Origin of the sequence: Thalassolituus sp. UBA2009 (assembly GCF_002335285.1) — a bacterium.
Lineage (GTDB): Bacteria > Pseudomonadota > Gammaproteobacteria > Pseudomonadales > Oceanobacteraceae > Venatoribacter > Venatoribacter alkanivorans.
Genome location: NZ_DDCJ01000007.1, coordinates 2328 through 20884, shown reverse-complemented (window position 1 = coordinate 20884; position 18557 = coordinate 2328). Strand labels below are relative to the sequence as shown.

The window sequence follows — 18557 nt, the reverse complement described above, 5'->3', positions numbered from 1 at the left end:
GCGCTCTGATAATCCGGTGCTGACCACCAATCCGCGTGGCAAAGAATGCTACTGGATTTCCGCCGCCGGCGACGTTGCCGATGCCGGTCCCGGTACCGATTTTCATGCGATAGAACAGGGGAAGGTTTCCATTACCCCTATCCAGATGGACATGACCCAGCATACTGCGCTTGAGCAGATGGCTGAGCTTCTGAACTGAGCAGGATCTCTGAGTGAACGAGCAGCAGCTGACCGGCATAGGAATGACTTCGCAACGCACCCGCAACCGTCTGGTGCAGCGCCTGCGCGAAGCCGGCATTAAGAATGAAGAGGTGCTGGAGGTTATTGCCCAGACACCGCGACATTTATTTGTGGATGAAGCGCTCGCGCACCGTGCTTACGAAGACACCGCCTTGCCGATCGGCAACGGTCAGACCATCAGTCAGCCTTATACCGTGGCGCGCATGACCGAAATACTGCTCGCCGCCGGACCGCTTAACCGGGTGCTGGAGATCGGTACCGGTTCCGGCTATCAGACCGCAGTGCTCAGCCCTCTGGTTGGCAAGCTGTTCAGCGTGGAACGCATTGAGCCTCTGCATCAGCGCGCGCGCCAGCGTTTGCAGCAACTGAATTACCGCAACGTGACGCTGAAACTGTCTGATGGCACCTGGGGCTGGCCCGAGCATGGTCTGTATGACGGTATTCTCGCTGCCGCTGCCCCTGAAGACGTTCCCGATTCGTTGCTGCAACAGCTTGCCGATGGTGGACGACTGATTATGCCGGTCGGTACTCAGGAGCAAAAACTGGTGCTGATTACCCGTCATGGGGAACACTTCAGCCGCAAAACCCTCGAAAGCGTGCGCTTTGTACCTTTTTTACCCGGCGTACAGCGTTAACCTCAGAACAATGACAGTACGGCTGCCGATATCTGATAACTCTTCATCTATAAGGACAAGGACGCGATGCAACACTTCTGGCTGTTCCTCAAAGGCATAGCAATGGGGGCTGCCGATGTGGTGCCCGGTGTCTCCGGCGGCACCATTGCCTTTGTTACCGGCATCTATACCGAGCTGCTGGACTCCATCAAAAATATCAACCTGCAGGCACTGAAAACGCTGTTTAAAGACGGCCCGCGCGCCTTCTGGCAAAGCATTAACGGCACCTTTCTGCTGGTGCTGGGCAGCGGCATTCTGCTGGCGCTGTTGTCGCTGGCGCGTGGTATTCACTATTTGCTGATGAATTATCCGGTGTGGCTGTGGGCCTTCTTCTTCGGCCTGATTCTGGCCTCCTGCTGGCATATCGGCAAAGAAATCGGACGCTGGGGGCTGGCACAACTGGTGTTGCTGGCATTGGGCGCCGTCATTGCCGGCTTTATCAGCACAGCATCACCGACCTCGGTAGTGCCGACCCCTCTGATTATTCTGCTGGCCGGCAGCATTGCGATCTGCGCCATGATCCTGCCGGGAATTTCCGGTAGCTTTATTCTGCTGCTGATGGGGCTGTATGAGCCGGTTCTCGGTGCCGTGCGGCAACTGGACATTCAGCTGCTGGGCACCTTTGCGGTCGGTGCTGCTATTGGCCTGATGGCATTCTCACGGATTCTCAGCTGGTTGCTGCATCATTATAAAGATGCAATGTTCGCCTTGCTGACGGGCTTTATGGCGGGTTCCCTGCTGAAAGTCTGGCCCTGGAAAGAAACCCTGAGTACGCGCCTGAACAGTCATGGTGTGGAGGTGCCGTTTATCCAGAGCAATATCCTGCCGGACAGTGATTTGTCCTTGTTGCTGGCCTTGGGGCTGATGCTTGCAGGTGCTTTACTGGTGCTTGGATTAGAGCGGTTTGCTGCCAGAACGGCGTGATAGTTTCCGGTCGCCCAGAGAGAACAAGTGTTAATCAAAAATGAAAATCCGCAAGTAAGTTGTGCGGCTTTTTTGTGAAAACGGGTAGAGTTCCGTATATAAGCCGCAAATCTGATAAAAACTTTGATTTTTTTAGACTTATTTAGAATAAGAGTTTTATTTTTAAGTGTCTTTGGTTAAAAACAATCAGGCGCGCCGCAGGACTCAAAAAGCTGTCATTTTTGAGTGTCAAAAAACAACCACCGACGGACGACGATGAAAGCACTGACCACTGTCATATTAGTCACGATAGCTACACTATTAACAGGGTGCCTTTCTGGCCGAGAATTTGTCTCAGTTGAAGAGAAGTTCAGTAAAGGACAAACCGCGACGGGTTTCCATCTTGTCGAACGGGGTGAGACGCTGTTTTCTATCGCCTGGCGTTACGGAATCGATTATCGGGAGTTGGCGAGCGCTAACTCAATAGCCAGCCCCTATGTTATCTATCCTGGTCAAAAGATTGACATAAGAAATGTCGCCCGCCGTTCTGCTCCGGTCACGGTTACTGCCGTCGAAAATCCGTCAAAACCGCTGCCAAAAAGTCAGAGGCCAGCTAAGCCTCCCGTCAAAACAAGTCATAACACGCCAAAAAATAGCGACAATGCAGCCGATACTGACTGGAAATGGCCGGTAAACGGCCGTTTGATTGGTCATTTTTCAACCAAAAAGCCCGTGAACAAGGGGATTGATATCGCCGGTGCTTTGGGAGAATCTGTTTTGGCAGCAGCGGCAGGAACCGTGGTTTACGCGGGTCAGGGCTTACGCGGTTATGGCAACTTAGTCATCGTCAAACATAACGATACTTACCTCAGCGCCTACGCCCACACCAGCCGCATTCTGGTCAGCGAACAAGAAGTCGTTAAAGCTGGCCAGAAGATTGCCGAAATAGGATCTACTGGTACCGACAAAGTGAAACTTCACTTTGAGATCCGAAGAAACGGCAAGCCGGTTGATCCGCTCAGATACTTACCCAGCCGGCCTGGGTAGAGCGGTCGGAAATTAATCAGTCGTTCTGGCATAAAACCTGTTTCGGTTCAGGTTCAGGACGATAACCAAAGGCGGGAATGAACATGGCAGTACAACAACGAGAACTACGCGAAGAAGACGTTTTTGATGATGTAGAAGCGCTGGCACTGGTGGAAGAGTCTGAGTCTGAACAGGATTCGGCAGACGAAACAACAGAACGCTTTGCTGCAGATACATCCTACAAAACGATGGATGCTACTCAGTTGTATCTCAATGAGATTGGGTTTTCCCCACTGCTGTCTGCGGAAGAAGAAGTGCACTATGCACGTCTGGCCCGCAAGGGTGATGAGATGGGTCGCCGTCGCATGATTGAAAGTAACCTGCGACTGGTGGTGAAGATTTCACGCCGTTACGTTAACCGCGGCTTATCGCTGCTGGATCTGATCGAAGAGGGCAACCTTGGTCTGATCCGCGCGGTTGAGAAGTTTGATCCGGAACGCGGATTCCGCTTCTCTACCTACGCCACCTGGTGGATCCGTCAGACCATCGAACGGGCGATTATGAATCAGACCCGTACCATCCGTCTGCCGATTCACGTAGATCAAAGAACTCAACGTTTATCTGCGTGCAGCCCGTGAGCTGACCCAGAAGCTGGATCATGAGCCAAGCGCAGAAGAAATCGCAGCTCTGCTGGAAAAACCGGTAGAAGATGTAAAACGCATGCTCAAACTGAATGAGCGTGTAACCTCGATTGATACCCCACTTGGGACCGTCATCCGATAAATCCATTCTGGATACCATCGCCGATGAGCGTGTAACCGATCCGGGTGAAGAACTGCAGAATCAGGATATTCAGGCCAATCTGGATCGCTGGATTGAAGAACTGCCAGAGAAGCAACGTGAAGTATCTGTCCCGTCGCTTTCGGTCTGCGTGGTTATGAAACCAGCACCCTGGAAGATGTGGGCCGCGAAATCGGTCTGACCCGTGAGCGTGTACGCCAGATTCAGGTCGAAGCTCTGAAGCGTCTGCGTGAGATCATGGAGAAGCAGGGTCTGAACGCAGCCACTCTGTTTGGTGATGCTTAATCAGCAAACAGCAGCAATAAAAAAGCGGCCAATGGCCGCTTTTTTATTGCCCGGAGATTAACCGGGCTGTACTGTGCTGGCTGAGACTCAGCGCTCAAGGTGTTGCAGTTTGTCCGGAACGCCATCCCACTCTTCGGCATCCGGCAGCGACTCTTTCTTCTCGCTGATGTTCGGCCATACTTCGGCCAGTTCTGCGTTCAGTTCAATGTACTGTTCCTGACCGGCCGGTACTTCGTCTTCGGAGAAAATCGCTTCTGCCGGGCACTCAGGCTCACACAGTGCACAATCGATACACTCATCCGGGTGAATCACCAGAAAGTTCGGACCTTCGTAGAAACAGTCAACCGGGCAGACTTCCACACAGTCGGTGTACTTACATTTCACGCAGTTATCAGTAACGACGAACGTCATCTGGGGTATCTCCTAATCTCGCAAATCATCGGCGCTTTCCCCCGGTTCTTGGCAGACTGATAAGATACTCAGTCTCCGGGTGTTTAGTAATCCGCCATTCTAGGTAGGAGCGGGCAAGTGGGCAAGTTCGTCCGCTATAAATATGGGTTATAGCCAACGGCCTAATGGTTCTAACGAAGTCGTAAAAACCTGCACGCTGGCTATAAGAAGGCCGCTGCTTTACAGCAGCGCCTTCAGTTCATACATCAGTTCCAGTGCCGCCCGTGGTGACAAATCGTCCGGATTCAGTGCGGCCAGACGCTCTTCAACGGCTGACGGCAGGGCGGCGAACAGATCATTCTGCAAAGGCTGATCGGCTTTTGCCTGAGCTTTATGCATCACGGGTGCAGTGTTCTCCGCACCGCTGGTAAAAGACGTTGGTATAGCCGCAGGGCTGACGCCGGAGCTTTGCTCCAGATGCAGCAGCTGGGCTTTGGCCTGCTGAATCACGCTGTCCGGTACGCCGGCCAGCTGTGCGACCTGCAGACCATAACTCTGGCTGGCCGGGCCCTGTTCTACCGAGTGCAGGAAGATAATACGGTCGTCGTGTTCGGTGGCTTTCAGGTGCACGTTAACCACATTGCTGTGGTTTTCCGGCAGGGCGGTCATCTCGAAATAATGGGTGGCAAACAGGGTAAATGCACCGATATGTTCGGCCAGATGTGCGGCACTGGCCCAGGCCAGAGACAGGCCATCGAAGGTGCTGGTACCACGGCCAACTTCATCCATCAATACCAGGCTCTGGGCGGTGGCATTGTGCAGGATATTGGCGGTTTCGGTCATTTCCACCATAAAGGTCGAACGGCCACCGGCGACATCATCGGAAGAACCCATGCGGGTAAAAATCCGGTCAATCGGGCCCAGGGTGCAGCTATCGGCGGGCACATAACTGCCGATATGCGCCAGCAGGGCAATCAGTGCAACCTGACGCATATAGGTCGATTTACCGCCCATGTTCGGACCGGTGATGATCTGCATATTCTGTTGGGCATCGAGGCGGGTATCGTTGGCGACAAAGGGATCGACGATCAGATTTTCGATTACCGGATGGCGCCCCTGCTGAATATCGACCACCGCGTCGCTGACCAGCTGCGGCTGCACAAAACGCAGGCTTTCGGCACGTTCGGCCAGATTCGACAATACATCCAGTTCAGACAGCGCCGCGGCGCACACCTGTAACGGAATCAGCTCTTCGGCCAGCGCCTGTACCAGTTCATCGTACAGGGCTTTTTCGCGACTCAATGCGCGGCTTTTAGCACTCAGGGCTTTGTCTTCGAAGGTTTTAAGCTCCGGCGTAATAAAACGTTCGGCGTTTTTCAGCGTCTGGCGACGGATATATTCCGTAGGCGCGGCATCGGACTGGGCTTTGGATATTTCGATGTAATAGCCGTGCACGCGGTTGTAGCCGACTTTTAAGGTGCTGATGCCGGTACGTTCTTTTTCCTGCTCTTCGAGTTTAATTAAATAATCGCCGGCGTTTTCGCTCAGTGCGCGCAGTTCGTCCAGCTCGCTGTCGTAGCCTTCGGCGATCACACCGCCGTCGCGGATAATGACCGGCGGGTTTTCAATAATGGCTTTGCTCAGGCGTTCAACCCAATGCGGAAATTCCTGCGCCCGTTCCAGTAACTGTTCGGCCAGTGTGCTGTCGAGGCGGGTTAGCTGCTGGCGGATATCGGGCACGATGGCCAGCGCATCACGCAGCCGTGCGAGGTCGCGCGGGCGGGCGGAACCCAGTGCCACGCGCGATAGAATACGTTCAATATCGCCGACCTGTTTCAGGCTGCTGTGCAATTCTTCGGCGGCGTAATGCTGAATAAGCTGGGCGATGAAACCCTGTCGTTGCTGCAGCAGAGCCTGGTCGCGCAGCGGACGGTTCAGCCAGCGCTTGAGCAGACGGCTTCCCATCGCGGTGGCGGTTTTATCCATGATCCAGGCCAGGGTGTGCTGACTGTCGCCTTTCTGGTTGATGTCGATTTCCAGATTCCGGCGACTGGCGGGGTCGATAATAATCGCGTCATCCGGCTGCTCGATCTGCAGCGAGCGGATATGCGGCAGATTATTGCGCTGGGTTTCCTGAGCGTAATTCAGCAGGGCGCCGGCAGCACGGATAGCCACCGTCATATGCTCACAGCCAAAACCGCGCAGGTCGCGGGTTTTTAACTGCTGGGTCAGCAGGCGGAATGCGGTGTCGGATTCGTAGTGCCACGGCGCCTGTAATTTAGCGCCCTGACGCTCACGCAGCCCGGCGGGCTGGCGCTGATCTTCGTTGAGTAATAATTCCGCCGGACGCAGACGTTCGATCTCGGCCAGTAAAGCATCTTCACCGTCGACCTCCAGCACCGAGAAGCGCCCGGAACTGATTTCCAGCACGGCTAAACCATGACGCTGCTGTTCGGAGCAGAGGGCAACCAGCAGGTTGTCGGAACGCTCATCCAGAAAAGCTTCATCGGTCAGGGTGCCCGGTGTGATAACACGCACGACTTTGCGTTCGACTGGCCCTTTGCTGGTCGCCGGGTCGCCGATTTGTTCGGCAATCGCTACCGACACGCCCTGTTTTACCAAACGGGCGATATAGTTTTCGGCAGCATGGTATGGAATACCGGCCATCGGAATCGGCTCGCCGCCACTCTGGCCGCGGGCGGTTAAGGTAATGTCGAGCAGCTGTGCTGCACGTTTGGCGTCGCTGTAAAATAATTCGTAAAAATCGCCCATGCGATAAAACAGCAGAGTGTCGGAGAATTCGGCTTTGATGCGGAAATACTGTTGCATCATCGGCGTGTGCTGGGCAGTTGCCTGGCTCATCGGGCGAGTGTCCTTAAAAAACGGGCGTGTTAATGTAAACGGCAGATTGTAAGTGATTCCGCGAGGATACAGAAATGAGCCCTGAACTGAATGCTTCTGTTGCCGTACTGGCTGAAATTCTGCAGAGCCGTAATCTGCGGCTGGTCACCGCTGAGTCTTGTACCGGTGGCGGTATTGCCAGTGCGCTGACCGATCTGGCCGGCAGTTCGAACTGGTTTGAATGTGGTTTTGTAACCTATTCCAACGAAGCCAAAGTCCGCTACCTCGGCGTACCACCGGCGATTATTGAGCAGTTTGGTGCAGTCAGTGAAGAGACGGTGCGCGCCATGGTGGCCGGTGCCGTCAATAACAGTCTGGGTGATCTGGCCGTGGCGGTCAGTGGTGTGGCCGGACCCGGCGGAGGCTCGGACGAAAAGCCGGTGGGAACCGTCTGGTTTGCCTGGGGCAATGCCGAGCAGCAGATTACGGAATGCTGCCACTTTCCCGGTAACCGCGAACAGGTGCGCGCACTGGCGGTTGTGCACGGCATTCAGGGCTTATGCCGCTGGCTGTCCTGCTGACAAAAAAAGAAGGGTTGGCGCTGAGAATAAGCTGTGCTTAAATACTGGTTAAATTTACAGTGATTGGTCATAAGCAAGACAACAGACCGGTCAGACAGACTAACCAGATTAAACACAGACAGGACAGAGCGATGGATGCTAACAAACAGAAAGCACTTGATGCGGCACTGAGCCAGATTGAACGTCAGTTTGGTAAAGGCGCCATTATGAAGATGGGCGAGCAGCCGCGCGAAGCCATTCCTGCTATTTCCACAGGTTCTCTGGGGCTGGACATCGCTCTGGGCATTGGCGGTCTGCCACAGGGCCGGATCGTTGAAATCTACGGCCCGGAAAGCTCAGGTAAAACCACATTGTGTTTATCGGTGATGGCGCAGGCGCAGAAAATGGGCAAATCCGTTGCCATTATCGATGCCGAGCACGCTCTGGATCCACTGTATGCCGAGAAGCTGGGTATCGATCTCAACAACCTGCTGGTATCGCAGCCGGATACCGGTGAACAGGCACTGGAAATCTGTGACAGCCTGGTACGCTCCGGCGCAGTGGATGTCATCGTTGTCGACTCCGTTGCTGCACTGGTTCCTAAGGCTGAAATTGAAGGCGAAATGGGCGACAGCCATGTTGGTCTGCAAGCGCGTCTGATGTCTCAGGCTCTGCGTAAAATCACCGGTAACGTTAAAAACGCCAACTGTCTGGTGATCTTTATTAACCAGATCCGGATGAAAATCGGCGTTATGTTTGGCAGTCCGGAAACCACGACCGGTGGTAACGCGCTGAAGTTCTATTCTTCTGTACGTCTGGATATCCGCCGTATCGGTTCGGTTAAACAGGGCGACGAAGTTATTGGTAACGAAACCCGCGTTAAAGTGGTGAAAAATAAAGTATCGCCACCGTTCAAGCAGGCCGAGTTCCAGATCATGTACGGTCAGGGTATTTACCACATGGGTGAGGTGATCGACCTGGGCGTTAAATGTGGCCTGGTGGATAAATCCGGTGCCTGGTACAGCTATAAAGGCGACAAGATTGGGCAGGGTAAAGCTAATGCTGCACTGTTCCTGCAGGATCACCCTGAAATGGCTGCAGAAATTGAAGCCGGTATCCGCAGCCAGATGCTGACGGTAGCCGTAGCATCTGACATTACCAGTGAAGTGGATGAAGAAACCGAAGCCTGAGCTGACGCAGGCTGAATTACGCCGGGCGGCTGTTGATCTGCTGTCCCGGCGTGATTATTCCCGCCGCGAACTGACGCGTAAACTCTCCCCGAAAGCCGCTGACCCTGACGATATGGAAACGGTTCTTGATGACCTCGCCGAGCGTCACTGGCAATCCGATGAACGTTTTGCCGAGTCTTTCCTCAACAGCCGCTGTCAGCGTTATGGTCCTGTGCGCCTGCAGCAGGAATTGCGTGAAAAAGGCCTGAGCGCAGAGCAGATTCAGAGTGCTATCGCCAATCTCAGTGTCGACTGGTATGAGCTGGCACTGGACCTGGCACAACGCAAATGCCCCGGCGGGCTACCGCCACAGGATATGCGTGAACGCGCCCGTTTATATCGTTTTCTGGCCTATCGTGGTTTTACGGGTGAGCAAACCAGTTATGCCCTTGAGCAGCTGGCCATGGCTGAACATTCGGACAACGATTAAGTTCCTGTCACCATCTAGTGAATTTTCCTGACTAAGCTGCCTTTTTGACGACATTATTTTCACTGTCGCCTCAGTCTATTGACACTCCCCTCACCGCTAACCATGATCGGAATCATATATTTAAATATAGAACGAATGTTCAATTTCCGGTGGAGACCGGCAATTAATAATCATAAGATCGTTGGGGAGGGATATGAGCCCAACTTTACAGGTCGATATCGTACTGGTGCAGCACCTGCTGAGTTTCTGGGACAGTCAAGGTATTGATATCACTCCTGTCTGGAGTTTACTGAGCATGACGCCAGCGGAGCCTATGCCGCCATGGGTCGATGCTGACAAGCTGAAGCTTGCCCACCAGTATATTGCCTCGCAAAGCAGCGACAGGCTGCTGCCTGCCCGTACCGGTCGTTATCTGGCGCAACGTGATTTACCGCTGAGTCGCTTATTAAAATATTCTGAGAACCTGTCCCAGGGGCTGGTTTCTGCATTGCGTTTTATGCATCTGTCCGTTGGCAATATTCATTTTGTTGTCAGCCCGGGTGAGCACAAAGTGGTTGTACGGGCTGAGCCCCAGAGCAGCCTGCAACTGCTGCCGCAGCAGCTGTTGCAGGGCCTGTTAACATTGTCTGAGGCCTGTTACCAGGTGTTGGGCCGATGCTATACCGATCAGGATCTGACTCTGCGGGTACCTCTGGAGCCTGATGTTATTACTGAACTGAACGCCTTTTCTGTTCCGGCTGTTACTGCAGGTGAGCATTATGCTCTGGATATATCAGCAGCTGCCTGGCAGCGTTTGAATCCGGGACAGCAGCCGATTCTGTATGCCAGCCTGTTGCGTGACTTTGAGCGTAACGCCGATAAATTTCAGGAACAGGTAAGGTTGTACAATGAACTGCAGCGCATTCTGCAGGGGTGTCTGCTGAAGCGTCAGGTGTCACAGGAAGATGTGGCTGCCCAGTTGGGCATCAGTGTGCGTAATTTGCAGCGTCGTCTGAAAGCGCTGGGTACAACCTATCAGGCTTTACTGGACGAAAGCCGGCAGGCGCTTTCCATGCGTCTGATCCGCGATGAAAGTATCCCGTTATATGAAATTGCTTTTATGGTCGGCTATGCCGAGCCGAGTGCATTTTATAAAGCTTTCAAGCGCTGGACGGATGCAACGCCCGGCGATTACCGTCAGGCGTTGAGTGCAGAGACAAATGAAGCCTGATAGCTCAGTGTAGCTTCAGGCGCGGCCGGATAACCTTGTTGATATGACCTACCAGGCTCAGCAGCAGGGTATGCCAGTAACCGTGCAGGGCAATCTGATGCAGCCGGTACAGTGACACATAAACAATCCGCGCCAATCTTCCCTCAATCATCATCGAACCACTGGTCAGGTTGCCCATAAGGCTGCCTACGGTGCTGTAGCGACTGAGAGAAACCAGCGAACCTTTATCGCGGAAAACAAATTCAGGTAATGGTTGTCCCTGATGACGTGCGCGCAAAGCTTTAACCAGATGACTCGCCTGTTGGTGAGCAGCCTGAGCGCGTGGCGGTACCGGCTTGCCATCGCTGTGCATTACGCTGCAGCAATCTCCGAGGGCAAAGATATTCGTGTCTTCGGTCTGCAGGCTGGCATTAACGATCAGCTGGTTGGCGCGGTTGGTTTCCAGTCCCAGTGTTTTCATAAACTCCGGTGCTTTTACCCCGGCGGCCCAGACTTTCAGCCGTGCCGGAATGGTGCCCTGATCTTTGGTAACAAAGCCTTCGGCAGTGGCCTCAGTAATCAGGGTACCGGTACGAACCGATACGCCCAGCGCCTCCAGTTCACGGGTTGCGGCGGCGGATATTCTTGGTGGCAGTGCCGGCAGAATGCGTTCGCCTGCTTCGATTAAGGTAACCTTCAGCTGTTCTGGCGAAACGTTCTTCAGGCCATAACTGCTCAATACTTCGGCGGTGTTGTACAGCTCAGCAGACAATTCCACCCCGGTTGCACCGGCACCGACAATCGCAATTTCCAGATTGCGTGGATTTTCGCTGTTACTGGCACGCAGGAATTCGTTGAGCAATGTGCGGTGAAAGCGTTCGGCTTGCTGGCGACTGTCGAGGAAAATGCAGTGATCTTTAGCGCCGGGCGTGCCGAAATCGTTCGTTACGCTGCCGATGGCAATCACCAGCGTGTCGTAGCTGACGCTGCGCTGCGGAACGATCAGCTCGCCCTGTTCGTCGTGAATTGGTGCCAGCACCACTTCGCGTTGTTCGCGTTGCAGGCCGGACATGCGTCCAAGCTGAAAACTAAAGCCGTGTACCTTGCCGTGGGCGCGGTAGTTAAGCTCGTCTATCCCTGAATCCAGTGCGCCGGTGGCGACTTCGTGCAGCAGGGGCTTCCACAGGTGGGTGGGGTTGGCATCAATAAGGACGACTTCGGCTTTTCCGCGCCGTCCGAGCTTGCGCCCTAATTGGGTTGCCAGTTCCAGTCCGCCTGCACCACCGCCAATAATGACGATACGTTGCATGGTGAGACTCCGGTAAGTGAAAAAACTTCCGCCATTATACGGACAAAGCTGTCACGATTGGCCGCTTTTATTCATCAGAATTTCACATTAGCGGAGTATGTCTGCGAACGCTGTGTTTCAGCGGGCAGGAAGGGGCGTGGGTTGTTGCCAGATGCCGAGCAGGTGGCTGGCGCCGGCGAGTAAAATGCCTGTTGCCAGCACTAACAGGCTCTGTTGCAGCCAGACCGGCATTTTTTTCCAGCGCAGATGCCAGTGCAGGAAGCGAACATGGCCGAAAGGTCCGATGGCCAGATGCAGCATCAGCAGCACCATGGCCGGAACCATGGCAATCAGCAGAGCAGTAATCATTGTTATATCCGGTGATGGCTGTGCTCAGTCGGCCACTTGCCATTGTTGCAGGTGATCAGCGCAGACCTGACGGTTCAGGGCTTCTTCTGCACTCAGTACCGGCAGTTTAACGCATTGCTGCAGTAGTGTGATCATTCTGTCGTGATACTTGTCTTTATCCAGTCGGGCAAGGGCGTTGACGTATTCGTTGTAGATCACCGGCAGCTTGTCCTGTAATTCCAGTGCGCGACTGAATGCTTCCAGGGCCCGGCTTTCAGTGGAGCCGTAGGTGATACGGCCAACAAAGGAGCCGACACGCTCGACCACGCCGGCATGTAAGCCGCCCAGCATCGCCGGGTACAGGGCTTGCTGCGGATAGCGTTCCTGCAACTCTGCCATCGCGTCCTGGGTGTCACCGAGAAAACCGGTGGCCGTGGCGGCGCTGGTATCCAGCAGTTCCAGAATCCGGGCATGGGCATAAGCCAGACCAAATTCGGCGAAGGCATAATCAGGGGCAAGAGGCAGCAGGCGTTCAGACTCGGCAGCGGCTTCACGGAAGGTTGTAAGCTTGGTGTCTTTGTCCTGCACAATCAGTGCGGCATACATCAGCTTGGAGTACAGCGCAGGAATGGAGCCCGCAGGCCCGAGTTGTTTGCCCAATTCATAAGCCTGCTGAAAATGGCCTTCGTAATGCAGACGCCAGACCTGCTGACTGGCTTGTGCCAATGGCTGCAGGTTGTCGTTGAGTAGTGCCTGCAGGGCAGGATGGGCATCGGGCTGGCGTGCCAGGATTAAGGTAAATTCGGCGAGTTGCGGATATTTCGCCATCATGTCGCGGAGAAAGGTTTCGTCCGGATAGGGCAGACCGGGCCCCTGATTCAGTTGTGGCCAGAATTCCAGCAGGCGGTCAGCGCTGTAATCGAACTGGGGCAGTTCAGCTGGATAGGGTTGCCAGTCGGCAGCCGACACCTGAGCGCAGAAAGACAATAATAAAATATGGATATAACGCATAAACCCTCCGGATGAGGGCGGGATTATAGCGGCGGAAGGTGGCCGGAACCTGTGAATTCCGGCCAATTTATAAGGGTTGATTCCTGCCAGAGCTCGCTGCCGGCAGTACTACTGGAAAGCCTTACCGGTGCTGATCCCCAGTTTCTTCAGAATCATTGCCAGCGGGCAGAAACCACTGAACGCGGCCTGAAACATGTTGGCGCCGACAAAAGCGGTAAACCACAGCCAGTTAATATTGTGAACCTGAGACAGGCCAACGCTGATCAGGATAAACAGGCCGGCAATTGCGAAAATCATGCGATCGACATTCATAACATCACCTTTTTCTAAATTAGAATATGCTTATATAGTTATCTTTGTTGTGTCTATCGTCAAGCAATTTTTCCTGCCGGTGTGGTGGGCGTCAGATCTGACAGCTTATTCCCGTGCTGTTCTCGCTTATCAATGCGGATCGCCGGGCAAAATCCTGTGCTCCATTTATTGTGTGGCTGATATTTACTGCCAGGAACACGCTTGCGGGGACTCGGCCTGAAGCGCGCAAACCGCTATACTCCTTCTCCTTTAACTTTGACTAACCGCTTCCGGATACCCGCAGCCGTATGAAAAGCTCAGACATTCGCAAGGCATTCCTTGATTACTTTGCCTCCAAAGGCCATGAAGTGGTGCCATCCAGCCCGCTGATTCCCGGTAATGACCCGACCCTGCTCTTTACCAATGCCGGTATGGTGCAGTTCAAAGACTGTTTTCTCGGTAAGGACCAGCGCAGCTATACCCGCGCGGCCTCGTCTCAGCGCTGTGTGCGTGCCGGCGGTAAGCATAACGACCTGGAAAATGTCGGTTATACCGCGCGTCACCACACCTTCTTCGAAATGCTGGGTAACTTCAGCTTTGGCGATTACTTCAAAGAAGACGCGATTAAGTTTGCCTGGGAATTCCTGACCTCGCCGCAGTGGCTGAACCTGCCGAAAGAAAAACTGATGGTTACGGTTTATGCCGAAGACGACGAAGCCTATGACATCTGGAACAAGCAGATGGGCATTCCGGCGGAAAAAATCGTCCGTATCGGCGATAACAAAGGCGCCCGTTACGCGTCCGATAACTTCTGGGCGATGGGTGATACCGGCCCGTGCGGTCCGTGTACTGAAATTTTCTTCGACCATGGCGAACATATCTGGGGCGGGCCTCCGGGATCACCGGAAGAAGATGGCGACCGCTTTATCGAAATCTGGAACAACGTATTTATGCAGTTTGATCGTCAGCCTGATGGCGAGATGATCCCACTGCCGAAGCCTTCTGTTGATACCGGTATGGGCCTCGAGCGTATCTCGGCAATCATGCAGGGCGTGCACAGCAACTACGAAATCGATCTGTTCCAGGCACTGCTGGCGGCGGCCGGCGAACTGACCGGCTGCAAAGATACCGAGAACAAATCACTGCGCGTAATTGCCGATCATATTCGTTCAACCAGCTTTCTGATTGTTGACGGCGTGCTGCCATCCAACGAAGGCCGTGGTTATGTGCTGCGCCGTATTATCCGCCGCGCTGTTCGCCACGGTCATATGCTGGGGGCGTCGGTTGGTTTCTTCCACAAGCTGGTGGGCGCGCTGGTTGAACAGATGGGCGAAGCGTATCCGGAATTGCGCACACTGCAGGCGCACGTCGAAAAAGTGCTGCGTCTGGAAGAAGAGCAGTTCGCCAAAACGCTGGATAAAGGCATGGCGATTCTGAACGATGCTATTGCTGATCTGAAAGGCGACACCATTCCCGGTGAGACGGCCTTCAAACTGTACGACACCTACGGTTTCCCACTGGATCTGACCGCCGACGTTGCCCGTGAGCGCGACCTGAAAGTCGACGAAGACGGCTTCAACGTAGCAATGGATAAGCAGCGCGAAATGGCCCGCTCAGCCGGTAACTTTGCCGGTAACTACGGCAAAGGTCTGGAAATCGACGGAACAACTGAATTCCTCGGTTACACCCAGCTGGAAAACAGCGGCAGCGTGAAAGCCCTGTTTAAAGACGGTGTGGCGGTTGAGCAACTGAATGCCGGTGATGAAGCCGTACTGGTGCTGGATGAAACCGCCTTTTATGCCGAAAGCGGCGGTCAGGCGGGTGATACCGGTTTCCTGAAAACCAACGGCGTTGTCTTCCAGGTGAAAGACACCAGCAAAGAAGGCAAAAACCACCTGCACAAAGGCGTGCTGGTTGAAGGCTCAGTCAAAGTCGGTGACCAGCTGACCGCAACGGTTGATGCGGAAAAGCGTCAGTCGACGGCCATTCATCACTCGGCCACTCACCTGCTGCACGCTGCGCTGCGCAAAGTGCTGGGTGAGCATGTCAGTCAGAAAGGCTCGCTGGTGACTTACGACAAACTGCGTTTCGACTTCTCTCATCTGGAAGCGGTTAAAGCAGAAGAGCTGGCTGAGATCGAAAACATCGTTAACGCCCAGATCCGCGCTAACACCGAAGTAACGACCCGTCTGATGAACATCGACGATGCCCGTAACTCCGGTGCGATGGCACTGTTCGGCGAAAAATACGACGACGAAGTGCGCGTGCTGTCGATGGGTGTGGATGATTTCTCGGTCGAGCTTTGTGGTGGTACTCACGCCAAACGCACCGGTGATATCGGCGTGCTGAAAGTCAGCAGCGAAAGCGGTATTGCCGCCGGTATCCGCCGTATTGAAGCGGTCGTGGGTCAGGCAGCGCTGGACTTTATTGCCCGCGAAGAAGCCACCCTGAACGGTATTGCCCGCAACCTGAAAGGTTCGGCTGATAACGTTGGCGACAAAGTTGAGCAACTGATGGCGCGTAACCGTCAGCTGGAAAAAGAACTGGATGCGCTGAAATCCAAACTGGCTTCCAGTGCTGGCTCCGATCTGGCTAACAATGCGCAGGATATTAACGGCGTGAAAGTGCTGTCAGCCCGTCTGGATGGTGCTGATGTGGAAGCACTGCGTACCACCATGGACCAGCTGAAAAACAAGCTGGGTTCTGCGCTGATCATGCTGGCAGCAGAAACCGAAGGCAAAGTGACACTGCTGGCCGGTGTGACCAAAGACCTGATTGGTAAAGCCAAGGCCGGTGATGCGGTTAAAGAATGCGCTCCTTATGTCGATGGCCGCGGTGGCGGTAAGCCGGAAATGGCTCAGGCCGGTGGTCAGAAGCCGGAAGGCATTGACGACGCTCTGGCCGCCTTTAATAACTGGGCTCTGGCTCAGCTGTCCTGATCGTCAGATCTGGTTGAAAAACAGCGGGCATTGCCCGCTGTTTTTTTATCTGCAGATTGACGCTTTATGTGCTTTTTGCGGCGGCGGTAATTTATCCCCGGTAATAAACGTTGGTCAGGCATCAGACTGTTGCGTTTTAAGCCAATAGGCCATCTTTCTTGTTGTGGACATTTGTTGTTTAATGAGCGCCCCTTCAACCAGTCAATCCCAGTAAAGACACATCATGGCGCTATACGTACAGAAATACGGCGGTACATCCGTAGGTTCTATTGAACGCATCGAGGCCGTTGCCGATAAAGTTAAGTCTTTCCACGACGCCGGCCATCAACTTGTTGTTGCCGTTTCCGCAATGAGCGGTGAAACCAATCGCCTGATTGGTCTTGCGAAAGGCATTTCCGAAAATCCGACTCCACGCGAAATGGATGTGCTGGTATCTACCGGCGAGCAGGTGACGATTGCCCTGCTGGCGATGGCGCTGCAGAAGCGCGGTGTGGATGCCCGTTCTTTCACCGGTTGGCAGGTTGGTATCAAAACCGACAGCTCTTACATGAAAGCCCGTATTGAAGATATTGACACCAGCGCCATGCGTAAGCAGCTGGACAGCGGTGGCGTAGTGATTGTGGCTGGTTTTCAGGGGATCGATGACGACAACAATATCACCACGCTGGGTCGTGGTGGTTCTGATACCACAGGTGTTGCACTGGCTGCGGCACTGGGTGCAGACGAGTGTCAGATTTATACCGACGTCGATGGTGTATATACCACCGATCCGCGTGTTGTTCCGGCTGCGCGCCGTATGGATAAAGTAACTTTTGAAGAAATGCTGGAAATGGCCAGCCTGGGTTCAAAGGTTCTGCAGATTCGCTCGGTCGAATTTGCCGGTAAGTACAAAGTTCCCCTGCGTGTACTTTCCTCATTTAAGGAAGGTAACGGCACCTTGATCACGATGGAGGAGATGAGCTCCGTGGAAAATCCAGTTATTTCAGGCATTGCATTCAATCGCGACGAAGCAAAACTCACCCTGAAAGGTGTACCCGATGTTCCGGGTGTGGCATCCCGTATTCTGGTGCCAATCAGCGACGCGAATATCGAAGTGGACATGATTGTTCAGAACGTGTCCGAAGACGGTACTACCGACTTCACTTTCACCGTAAACCGTGGCGACTATCAGAAAGCGCTGAAAATTCTCAGCAGCCTGGCTACTGAACTGAATGCCCGTGAAGCCACCGGAACCGATGACATCTGTAAAGTGTCTATGGTTGGTGTGGGCATGCGTTCTCATGCCGGCGTTGCCAGCAAAATGTTCAAAGTTCTTGCTGACGAGAATATTAATATCCTGGCAATCACCACTTCCGAAATTAAGATTTCTGTTGTGATTGCAGAAAAGTATCTGGAACTGGCGGTCCGCGCTCTGCACACAGCCTTTGGCCTGGATGCAGAAGAGCAGGCAGAATAACCCTCCGTCCTTTCCGATCCTCATTAGGGGGCGCTCAATGACTGAGAGCCCCCTAATAACTAAATATTCTCAATAACGCCTCGCCTTGGCTTCATTTCTGACCATAGTGGTCAATACTGAGCATTGGGACGTGAGAATATCGGCTTAACCGCCAAAGCACCCTAGAACCGAACAGGAATGTCAGGAGAACTCCTATGCTTATTTTAACCCGTCGCGTAGGCGAAACTTTGATGGTTGGTGACGAAGTCACTGTGACTGTCTTAGGCGTTAAAGGAAACCAGGTACGCATTGGTGTTAACGCACCAAAAGAAGTTGCCGTACACCGTGAAGAGATTTACCAGCGCATCCAGCGCGAGAAAGATGGTGACGAAGGTCACGACGAAAGTCACGGGAATTACTAACACCTTAATTTTGTTAAAATTTTTCCTTTGATTTTTGCGGGAACGTGGTATCATGCGCGCCGTGAACTGGAGAGATGGCCGAGTGGCTGAAGGCGCACCCCTGCTAAGGGTGTATAGGTTTACCCCTATCGAGGGTTCGAATCCCTCTCTCTCCGCCACGTTTTCTGCTCCCGCAGATGTGTATTAAAAGCGTTGACAGTTAGCACTGACTCCCTATAATACGCGCCCCACGATGCGCGCTCGTAGCTCAGCTGG

The 18557-nt window shown here is 53.7% G+C and carries 16 protein-coding genes, 1 tRNA gene and 2 pseudogenes; 13 read left to right on the top strand and 6 right to left on the bottom strand.

The window, feature by feature from the left end:
* The 5 genes and pseudogenes from B3P58_RS00840 to rpoS all read left to right on the top strand — a co-directional run.
* Nucleotides 1–199, top strand: a pseudogene (locus tag B3P58_RS00840) (5'/3'-nucleotidase SurE); the annotation flags it as partial.
* Nucleotides 200–242: 43 nt separating this feature from the next.
* Nucleotides 243–875 (top strand): protein-L-isoaspartate(D-aspartate) O-methyltransferase, encoded by a 633-nt coding sequence (locus B3P58_RS00835; protein ID WP_145466773.1) that lies wholly within the window; start codon nucleotides 243–245, stop codon nucleotides 873–875.
* A 66-nt stretch (nucleotides 876–941) separates the two neighbouring features.
* Entirely contained in the window at nucleotides 942–1838 is an 897-nt protein-coding gene (locus tag B3P58_RS00830) for a DUF368 domain-containing protein (RefSeq protein WP_286715308.1), read from the top strand.
* Nucleotides 1839–2093: 255 nt separating this feature from the next.
* Nucleotides 2094–2864: a peptidoglycan DD-metalloendopeptidase family protein gene (locus B3P58_RS00825; protein ID WP_225692996.1), complete on the top strand. Its 771-nt coding sequence runs from the start codon at nucleotides 2094–2096 to the stop codon at nucleotides 2862–2864.
* A gap of 77 nt (nucleotides 2865–2941) precedes the next feature.
* A pseudogene (rpoS, locus tag B3P58_RS00820) lies at nucleotides 2942–3929 on the top strand (RNA polymerase sigma factor RpoS).
* 87 nt (nucleotides 3930–4016) lie between these two features.
* On the opposite strand, the gene fdxA reads toward rpoS, so the two are convergent.
* Complete coding sequence (fdxA, locus tag B3P58_RS00815) at nucleotides 4017–4340, bottom strand: ferredoxin FdxA (RefSeq protein ID WP_145466489.1); 324 nt, start codon at nucleotides 4338–4340, stop codon at nucleotides 4017–4019.
* A gap of 219 nt (nucleotides 4341–4559) precedes the next feature.
* The gene (gene mutS, locus B3P58_RS00810; protein ID WP_286715299.1) at nucleotides 4560–7181 is read right to left on the bottom strand and encodes a DNA mismatch repair protein MutS; all 2622 of its coding nucleotides are present in this window, start codon (nucleotides 7179–7181) and stop codon (nucleotides 4560–4562) included.
* Between the two features lie 74 nt (nucleotides 7182–7255).
* Here mutS and B3P58_RS00805 point away from each other — a divergent pair, with 74 nt between their 5' ends.
* From B3P58_RS00805 to B3P58_RS00790, 4 genes are all read left to right on the top strand, one after another.
* Nucleotides 7256–7741, top strand: a complete 486-nt coding sequence (locus tag B3P58_RS00805; protein WP_286715296.1) for a CinA family protein — start codon at nucleotides 7256–7258, stop codon at nucleotides 7739–7741.
* Between the two features lie 131 nt (nucleotides 7742–7872).
* Nucleotides 7873–8910, top strand: a complete 1038-nt coding sequence (gene recA / locus B3P58_RS00800) for a recombinase RecA (protein WP_145466486.1) — start codon at nucleotides 7873–7875, stop codon at nucleotides 8908–8910.
* Complete coding sequence (gene recX, locus B3P58_RS00795; protein ID WP_286715293.1) at nucleotides 8891–9379, top strand: recombination regulator RecX; 489 nt, start codon at nucleotides 8891–8893, stop codon at nucleotides 9377–9379. The genes recA and recX overlap by 20 nt, the downstream gene beginning before the upstream one ends.
* Before the next feature lie 193 nt (nucleotides 9380–9572).
* Nucleotides 9573–10589 carry a helix-turn-helix domain-containing protein gene (locus B3P58_RS00790; protein ID WP_145466484.1) on the top strand — a complete coding sequence of 339 codons (1017 nt, stop codon included), beginning with the start codon at nucleotides 9573–9575 and terminating at the stop codon, nucleotides 10587–10589.
* A 4-nt stretch (nucleotides 10590–10593) separates the two neighbouring features.
* Here the strand turns inward: B3P58_RS00790 and B3P58_RS00785 are convergent, their stop codons facing one another.
* The 4 genes from B3P58_RS00785 to B3P58_RS00770 all read right to left on the bottom strand — a co-directional run bounded on the left by B3P58_RS00785 (nucleotide 10594) and on the right by B3P58_RS00770 (nucleotide 13527).
* A complete protein-coding gene (locus tag B3P58_RS00785) occupies nucleotides 10594–11877 on the bottom strand; it encodes an NAD(P)/FAD-dependent oxidoreductase (RefSeq protein WP_145466483.1) in 1284 nt (427 codons plus the stop codon).
* A gap of 117 nt (nucleotides 11878–11994) precedes the next feature.
* The gene (locus B3P58_RS00780; RefSeq protein WP_145466482.1) at nucleotides 11995–12225 is read right to left on the bottom strand and encodes a hypothetical protein; all 231 of its coding nucleotides are present in this window, start codon (nucleotides 12223–12225) and stop codon (nucleotides 11995–11997) included.
* 24 nt (nucleotides 12226–12249) lie between these two features.
* Nucleotides 12250–13215 (bottom strand): hypothetical protein, encoded by a 966-nt coding sequence (locus B3P58_RS00775; RefSeq protein WP_286715287.1) that lies wholly within the window; start codon nucleotides 13213–13215, stop codon nucleotides 12250–12252.
* 108 nt (nucleotides 13216–13323) lie between these two features.
* Nucleotides 13324–13527 carry a YgaP family membrane protein gene (locus B3P58_RS00770; RefSeq protein WP_145466480.1) on the bottom strand — a complete coding sequence of 68 codons (204 nt, stop codon included), beginning with the start codon at nucleotides 13525–13527 and terminating at the stop codon, nucleotides 13324–13326.
* A 287-nt stretch (nucleotides 13528–13814) separates the two neighbouring features.
* Here B3P58_RS00770 and alaS point away from each other — a divergent pair, with 287 nt between their 5' ends.
* From alaS to B3P58_RS00750, 4 genes are all read left to right on the top strand, one after another.
* Nucleotides 13815–16445: an alanine--tRNA ligase gene (alaS, locus tag B3P58_RS00765; RefSeq protein WP_286715283.1), complete on the top strand. Its 2631-nt coding sequence runs from the start codon at nucleotides 13815–13817 to the stop codon at nucleotides 16443–16445.
* Nucleotides 16446–16668: 223 nt separating this feature from the next.
* Nucleotides 16669–17901, top strand: a complete 1233-nt coding sequence (locus tag B3P58_RS00760; RefSeq protein WP_145466478.1) for an aspartate kinase — start codon at nucleotides 16669–16671, stop codon at nucleotides 17899–17901.
* Nucleotides 17902–18095: 194 nt separating this feature from the next.
* Complete coding sequence (gene csrA / locus B3P58_RS00755; RefSeq protein ID WP_225693004.1) at nucleotides 18096–18302, top strand: carbon storage regulator CsrA; 207 nt, start codon at nucleotides 18096–18098, stop codon at nucleotides 18300–18302.
* Between the two features lie 68 nt (nucleotides 18303–18370).
* Nucleotides 18371–18460 (top strand) — tRNA-Ser (locus B3P58_RS00750).
* Nucleotides 18461–18557 lie beyond the last annotated feature (97 nt).

Coding starts and splice junctions, on each gene's coding strand:
- B3P58_RS00835 (WP_145466773.1), top strand. CDS start 243: ATGACTTCGCAACGCACCCGCAACCGTCTGGTGCAGCGCCTGCGCGAA.
- B3P58_RS00830 (WP_286715308.1), top strand. CDS start 942: ATGCAACACTTCTGGCTGTTCCTCAAAGGCATAGCAATGGGGGCTGCC.
- B3P58_RS00825 (WP_225692996.1), top strand. CDS start 2,094: ATGAAAGCACTGACCACTGTCATATTAGTCACGATAGCTACACTATTA.
- fdxA (WP_145466489.1), bottom strand. CDS start 4,340: ATGACGTTCGTCGTTACTGATAACTGCGTGAAATGTAAGTACACCGAC.
- mutS (WP_286715299.1), bottom strand. CDS start 7,181: ATGAGCCAGGCAACTGCCCAGCACACGCCGATGATGCAACAGTATTTC.
- B3P58_RS00805 (WP_286715296.1), top strand. CDS start 7,256: ATGAGCCCTGAACTGAATGCTTCTGTTGCCGTACTGGCTGAAATTCTG.
- recA (WP_145466486.1), top strand. CDS start 7,873: ATGGATGCTAACAAACAGAAAGCACTTGATGCGGCACTGAGCCAGATT.
- recX (WP_286715293.1), top strand. CDS start 8,891: ATGAAGAAACCGAAGCCTGAGCTGACGCAGGCTGAATTACGCCGGGCG.
- B3P58_RS00790 (WP_145466484.1), top strand. CDS start 9,573: ATGAGCCCAACTTTACAGGTCGATATCGTACTGGTGCAGCACCTGCTG.
- B3P58_RS00785 (WP_145466483.1), bottom strand. CDS start 11,877: ATGCAACGTATCGTCATTATTGGCGGTGGTGCAGGCGGACTGGAACTG.
- B3P58_RS00780 (WP_145466482.1), bottom strand. CDS start 12,225: ATGATTACTGCTCTGCTGATTGCCATGGTTCCGGCCATGGTGCTGCTG.
- B3P58_RS00775 (WP_286715287.1), bottom strand. CDS start 13,215: ATGCGTTATATCCATATTTTATTATTGTCTTTCTGCGCTCAGGTGTCG.
- B3P58_RS00770 (WP_145466480.1), bottom strand. CDS start 13,527: ATGAATGTCGATCGCATGATTTTCGCAATTGCCGGCCTGTTTATCCTG.
- alaS (WP_286715283.1), top strand. CDS start 13,815: ATGAAAAGCTCAGACATTCGCAAGGCATTCCTTGATTACTTTGCCTCC.
- B3P58_RS00760 (WP_145466478.1), top strand. CDS start 16,669: ATGGCGCTATACGTACAGAAATACGGCGGTACATCCGTAGGTTCTATT.
- csrA (WP_225693004.1), top strand. CDS start 18,096: ATGCTTATTTTAACCCGTCGCGTAGGCGAAACTTTGATGGTTGGTGAC.